The 6725-nt window shown below is 42.8% G+C and carries 5 protein-coding genes; 3 read left to right on the top strand and 2 right to left on the bottom strand.

Annotated elements, in window-relative coordinates; genetic code table 11:
* Together B3V51_RS11190 and B3V51_RS11185 are read left to right on the top strand one after the other, a co-directional pair.
* Positions 1 to 588: DUF4172 domain-containing protein (locus B3V51_RS11190; protein ID WP_286708431.1), on the top strand; the 588-nt coding region annotated here is incomplete at its 5' end.
* An 82-nt stretch (positions 589 to 670) separates the two neighbouring features.
* Entirely contained in the window at positions 671 to 1063 is a 393-nt protein-coding gene (locus B3V51_RS11185; RefSeq protein WP_286708432.1) for a Fic family protein, read from the top strand.
* 522 nt (positions 1064 to 1585) lie between these two features.
* Here B3V51_RS11185 and nirD read toward each other — a convergent pair.
* Both nirD and nirB read right to left on the bottom strand, forming a co-directional pair.
* The gene (gene nirD / locus B3V51_RS11180) at positions 1586 to 1936 is read right to left on the bottom strand and encodes a nitrite reductase small subunit NirD (RefSeq protein ID WP_186474045.1); all 351 of its coding nucleotides are present in this window, start codon (positions 1934 to 1936) and stop codon (positions 1586 to 1588) included.
* A 90-nt stretch (positions 1937 to 2026) separates the two neighbouring features.
* On the bottom strand, positions 2027 to 4612 hold the full coding sequence (gene nirB / locus B3V51_RS11175) for a nitrite reductase large subunit NirB (RefSeq protein ID WP_286708430.1): 2586 nt from the start codon (positions 4610 to 4612) through the stop codon (positions 2027 to 2029).
* A 610-nt stretch (positions 4613 to 5222) separates the two neighbouring features.
* Between nirB and B3V51_RS11170 the strand changes: the two genes are divergently transcribed.
* Positions 5223 to 6725 carry a NarK family nitrate/nitrite MFS transporter gene (locus tag B3V51_RS11170; RefSeq protein ID WP_212564301.1) on the top strand — a complete coding sequence of 501 codons (1503 nt, stop codon included), beginning with the start codon at positions 5223 to 5225 and terminating at the stop codon, positions 6723 to 6725.

The raw sequence follows: 6725 nt of genomic DNA, 5'->3' as shown, positions 1-6725 counted from the left end.
AAGAAGCTATTGCCACTCGTCAGTCGTGTGCGGATATTACAAGGCCGTTTATTAGGAAAGCTACTAACACTAGGGTTCGATCTGAATGTTGAGGCACAATTAGATGCGGTGACCTTAGAGATTATCAAAACTTCTGAGATAGAAGGTGAGACGCTAAATGATGAGCAGGTTCGTTCTTCAGTTGCGCGGCACTTAGGGCTGGATAATGCCAGTATGCCAACCACTACTCGTGAGATCGATGCAATGGTAGAGATGATGCTAAGTGCCACCTATCGTTATCAACAACTGTTATTATTAGATGATCTACTCGGATGGCATCGAGCATTATTTCCAAATGGATATAGTGGGCTTTATCGTATTCAAGCAGGCAGTATCCGTGATGATAGTAAAGGACCAATGCAAGTAGTGTCTGGTGGGTATGGTCGTGAGCAGGTTCATTTTGCTGCCCCCAGTGCAGATAGGTTGCCAGATGAGCTAGACAAGTTTCTATTATGGTTTAATACTTCGTCAAATAAGCAAGACGATATAGATTTGGTCATAAAAGCAGGTGTTGCTCAATTTATGGTTTGTGACTCTGCATCCATTTGATGATGGAAACGGACGACTAACACGAGCACTCACAGAACGAATGCTGGCAAAAAGCGATAACAGTGCCCAACGCTTTTATAGTATGTCAGCGCAAATTCTTAAACAGCGCAACGACTATTACAAAATACTAGAACGTACGCAAAAAGGTGATAAAGATATCACGGATTGGCTGGTGTGGTTTTTGCAAACGCTAGAGCAATCCCTCATTATAGCTCAAGAAACCACGGATAAAATTATCAATAAGGCAGGCTTTTGGCAGACGCATCGACAGCATGCTTTAAATGATAGGCAAGTGAAGATGTTAAATATTTTGCTGACTGATTTTTATGGCAAACTTACCACTAAAAAATGGGCGACCATGACTAAGTGTTCTATAGACACGGCACTAAGAGATATTAATGATTTAATAGAGAAGGATATGATGCAAAAATCCGTAGCATCAGGGCGCAGTACGAGTTATGAATTGGTTTTATGATAAAAACTATATTGTTCAAGTCTGCTATGGCAGCAATAAAGTATACAAATAAGCGGTAATAGAGACAACCCATTCAGTGACATAATATGAGTGGTTCCATTATGAAGGTCTAAAATATTCGATACGATAAGGAAGTCTTAACTTTATGAGAGGGTTGCATCTACAAGATCTTCTTTGTATGTACAGGGGACCAACATAGAGCTCAAGCTGATTGCTCAAGATGATAAAAGCGCTTAGACTTTGTTATACATCTACTGTGCAGTTATTGGTTGTAGAAAATAAAGCAAGATATCTTACTCCTATGTGATAAATGTGCATTATCATTTTAGTGTTTATTTATAAATGGTCACAAATAGCTTTTCTAGTCTTGTTTAATATCGATAACTTCCTAGCAGATATCAGTTTTATTAATTTATTAGGGAATGACAAAAGGTTTGATGAAGAATAAAACGGCCTTCGACTCTTAAAGCCGAAGGCTGCTTAAATAGTCTAGAAGGTAGTATGTGCTAGACACACAAATACCTAGTTATATTTTACGATGACATCGCTCCCCTCAAGCTCGACTTTATACGTGTCGAGTATAATGTTTTCATCATCTAAGCATTGACCTGTGACAAGATTAAAGCGCTGCTTATAAATAGGTGAGGCGACATATAGCACATTTTCAGCAGAGCCATCCTCGTTGGTAATAGTCGTGCCGCCAATCAGACCTCTAGACAAGACGTTGGCTTGACTGAACGGATCATAATTATCAAGCGCAAATAACTGTGTCTGCTTGGTACAAAAAATAGCCACTTGTTTTCCGTTTACGAGCGCACAGACACCTGTTTCGGGAATAATATCATTGATTTTGCACACAGTGAGCTGAGCCATCAGAAGATCCTTAATAGTAAAATATAAATGAGACCAATAACAAAAAATATTATTTAGCGTCTAATATTAATAGACGCCGACACGTTAAGATTACGCCAATTCGGTCACTTTTATTTGCGTCTTTTCCATATCGGTTGCAGGGCGAATCTGCTCTCGCTCAGTGACGAATACCACATTGTCATCGCCTTGTTCACTATTAACAAAATGACGGAAACGTTTGAGCTTTTCACTATCAGTAATGGTGGCTTTCCATTCACAAACATAGTTGTCGATGAGGAGTTGCATCTGTGACTCTAGCTCCTCAGCGATACCTAAACTGTCCTCAATAATAACGGCCTGTAGATACTCAAGTCCACCGTCAAGGCTCTCGCGCCATTTAGAGGTACGTTGAAGCTTATCTGCGGTCTTGATATAAAACATGATAATACGGTCGATATATTTGACAACTGTATCCGTATCAAGATCCGTTGCGAATAGCTCGCCATGACGCGGGGTCATGCCACCATTACCGCAGACAAAGAGATTCCAGCCTTTTTCAGTGGCAATAATTCCAAAATCTTTGCTTTGCGCTTCAGCGCACTCACGGGTACATCCAGATACGCCCATTTTTATTTTGTGTGGTGAGCGTACTCCTTTGTAGCGGTCTTCTAGTCTAAGTGCTAAACCCACACTGTCATCGACACCGTAGCGACACCAGTTGTTGCCCACACAAGATTTCACTGTACGCAGAGATTTACCATAAGCATGCCCTGTCTCAAACCCAGCATCTACCAGTTGGGTCCAGATATCGGGCAGTTGGTCTAAACGTGCGCCAAATAAGTCGACGCGCTGACCGCCAGTGATTTTGGTATACAGATTGAACTCTTTGGCGACTTGTCCGAGTATGATGAGTTTATCCGCAGTGATTTCACCGCCAGGCACGCGCGGCACGACCGAATAAGTGCCATCTTTTTGAATATTGCCTAGATAGTAATCGTTGCTGTCTTGCAGTGGCGTGAGTTCGGGTTTGAGTACATAATCATTCCAGCAAGACGCCAAAATAGAGGCGACAGTTGGTTTGCAAATCTCGCAGCCATGACCACTACCGTGCTCATCTAATAGCGCATCAAATGTCTTAATGCCTTGTACTCGAATCAAACTATACAACTCCTGACGCGAGTAAGCAAAATGCTCACACAGATCATTATTGACTTCAAAACCAAGCGCGGTTAGTTGATAACCTAATGTGTCTTTCACCATGGGCGCACAGCCACCACAGCCTGTACCGGCACTGGTACATGATTTTACCTCTGCCATGGTATAGGCACCGTCTTCAACGGCGGCACAAATAGCACCTTTGGTGACGTTGTAACAAGAGCAAATCGTGGCGCTATCGGGCAGGTTCTCGATACCCATGGTGGGTTTTTCTACGTTGGGTAGGATCAGGCTTTCAGGATGGGTAGGCAGGTCAATATCGTTTAGAAATAGCTGCAAGAGATTGTTGTAATCCTCAGTGTCACCTACCAATACAGCGCCCAGTAGCCGCTTATTATCCGCTGTGGTTACCAGTTTTTTATAGATACCCTCAGCAGGGTTTTGGTATAAATAGCTCAAACTGTTTTCTGTTGCACCGTGCGCATCGCCGATACTGCCCACATCTACACCCATCAATTTGAGCTTGGTGCTCATGTCAGCGCCTGTAAAGGTCTGAGCGTGATCGCCTGCAATTTGAGCGGCGCAAATACTGGCCATGCTATAACCTGGCGCGACCAAGCCAAAAACGGTGTTGTCCCATACGGCGCACTCTCCAATGGCATATACATTCGGGGCATTGGTACGGCAGGCTTCATCAATCAGAATACCGCCACGGGTGCCGATTTCAATACCGCATTCAGGGTTGCTTTTGATAATGCCATCTTGCGGACGAATACCCGCACTAAAGACGATCATGTCGGTATCTAATGAGGTATCATCAGCGAACTGCATGGTTAAATGACACGATGCTTCATCCGATAGGGTATTGTCGATAATGGCCTTAGTATTTTTACCTGTTAGTACTTTGACGCCAAGGCCTTCAATTTTACGCTTTAAAATATCACCGCCAGCAGCATCGAGCTGTACACCCATCAGCTGAGGCGCAAACTCGACTACGTAAGTCTCTAATCCTAGTGTGACTAGGGCCTTGGCTGCCTCAAGGCCAAGCAGGCCACCCCCGACCACAACACCTTTTTTGACTTTTGGCTTCTCAGCAGTACTGAGAATATCATCCAAATCTTTAATCGTACGATAGACATGACAGTGCGGATGCTCGCGCCCTGGAATTGGCGGCACAAACGGATAGGAGCCTGTTGCTAATACCAATTCAGCATAGTCTATCTGGGTACCGTCTTCCGTGCTGATACATTGATTGGCGGCATCGATGTTTGTGATTCGCTGATTGAGATGCAACTGAATCTGCGCATCCTCATACCTGCTCAAGTCCACTAAGTTTAGTTTACTCACATCTTTATGTTCAAAATAGCTCGATAGATACACCCGGTCATAAGCTGGGCGATCCTCTTCAGCAAATACGTGAATCTCAAACTGATCGTGTAAGCCTTGCTCTATGGCTCGCTCGATAAAGTGATGTCCCACCATACCGTTACCAATCACCACTAATTTAGCTTTATTCATCGTACTTACTATAGTGCTACTCATATGCCTATCCTCAGTAATGGGTTTGCTTAAATACTTTCATCTAATGTCCCATCCAAAAGTCGCAAGTTAATTTTTAGATGGTTCAATGATAGATAGTCGTTAATACTTAGATGCCTATAACTATTAAGCCCTCAATAATCGTGCCAAACACAATTAATGACATTCAATTATCGAACCCTTATATAGTTAAAAAATATGTAGCCTTACCAGTTTATAAGGTCATGCCAGTACTTTTGGCGATACTATTTTCTGTTATAAGTAGTTGCTTAACATAATCTTTTTAGCAACTATCATTTATATTCTATGCACCAAAATAGTTGCGAAAATGCACCAAATTGGTTTTGATTGTCACTTTAAAGGTGCATCGCTTACTTTACTTAATCGAGAGGTAACTTAGTTTTATCTAAGCAATATTATTTAATTGGGATGCCTTTAGAGCCATCTGGTACAAAGCGTAGCCCTATTAAAAAAGATGATGTTTTATATCTATGTCAATTTTATATTTGCAGCTGGCACATCCATTGCACTCTCTTAATGGTCGCAACTGATAAGTTTCTGACTCATAACGTGTTTTTATAACTTTAATGTTAGCCATTTGAGGAAATCGTCTATGCCTTTATCGAAACCTGATGTGCCAAATAAAAACAACCTGAATATCTTTTCTTTTAGCGGTAAAAACAAAATTCTCCATCTTGGGTGGATGGCGTTTTTTTTCACCTTTTTTGTGTGGTTTAACCATGCACCATTCTTATCTGCGATTGGAGAGAGTTTGAACCTCACCAAAGACCAGGTAAAAACTTTATTGATATTAAATGTTGCCTTGACTATCCCAGCTCGGGTCATCATTGGCATGTTGACCGATCGCTTTGGTCCTCGGCTTGTTTACACTGCAATTTTAGCCATTGGGGCAATTCCCTGTTTCACCTTCGCTTTTGCACAAGACTACAATACGCTAGCCCTATCACGCTTTTTATTGGGTTTTGTTGGTGCAGGGTTTGTGGTTGGCATTCGTCTCATGAGTGACTGGTTCCCTGCCAATGAGCTGGGTACAGCTGAAGGTATCTATGGGGGCTGGGGAAATTTCGGCTCTGCCGCCGCGGCACTGCTACTACCGACAGTCGCTATTGCGGCCGCTGCCGTCTTTGGCGGTGAGGAAGGTTGGCGTTATGCAACGGCTACCTCAGGGATGGTTATGCTGCTCTATAGTGTGATTTTTTATAAGATGGTACGTGATACCCCTAAGGGCGCCACATATTTCAAACCTAAAAAATCGGGTGCCATGATGGTGACTTCATCAGGTGACTTCTGGCTCATGATGGTATTTAAACTGCCTATGTATTTGGCATTGGGCTTATTGGCGTGGAAATTATCACCAGCTGGTGTGAGTTTGCTGAGTCAGGCAAGTGTCAACATTGTCTATATTGCGTTGGTGGTGTTATATGTTTATGAATTTATCAGTAGTTATCGTTTTAATAAGGAAGTATTTACCACACCTGTGCCAAAAGCTCACCGATATGACTTTAAGCAAGTCGGTATTTTGAATATTTTATACTTTGCGACTTTTGGCTCAGAGTTGGCCGTGGTATCTATGTTGCCGCTTTTTTATCAAGAGACTTTTAACTTATCGATTGTCATGGCAGGTGTCTTGGCATCAAGCTACGCCTTTATGAATCTGATGTCGCGTCCTGGCGGTGGCTGGTTGAGTGATAAATTCGGTCGTAAAATCACTCTTTTGATTCTCACCGCAGGTTTGGCTGTTGGTTATCTGTTGATGGGTATCGTTGACTCTTCATGGCCGATCGCGCTTGCGCTGTTGATTACTATGTTCTGCTCTTTCTTTGTACAGGCGGGTGAGGGTGCGGTGTTTGCTGTGATTCCTTTGATTAAACGTAGTATGACCGGGCAGTTTGCAGGGATGACAGGCGCCTACGGTAACGTCGGGTCAGTGATCTATTTGACCGTACTGAGTCTGGTATCGTATCAGGTGTTTTTCTTTGTGATTGCTGCAACGGCTGTGGTTGGCTTCTTGGCGCTGTTTTTATTAAAAGAGCCTGAAGGCGTCATCATTGAAGAGATGCCAGATGGCAGCTTTGCTCAAATACAAGTGAGCTAA

The sequence above is a fragment of the Psychrobacter sp. UBA2514 genome, from assembly GCF_002341255.1.
In the GTDB taxonomy this organism is placed as follows: Bacteria; Pseudomonadota; Gammaproteobacteria; order Pseudomonadales; family Moraxellaceae; genus Psychrobacter; species Psychrobacter pacificensis.
This window is presented reverse-complemented; position numbering and strand designations above follow the sequence as displayed.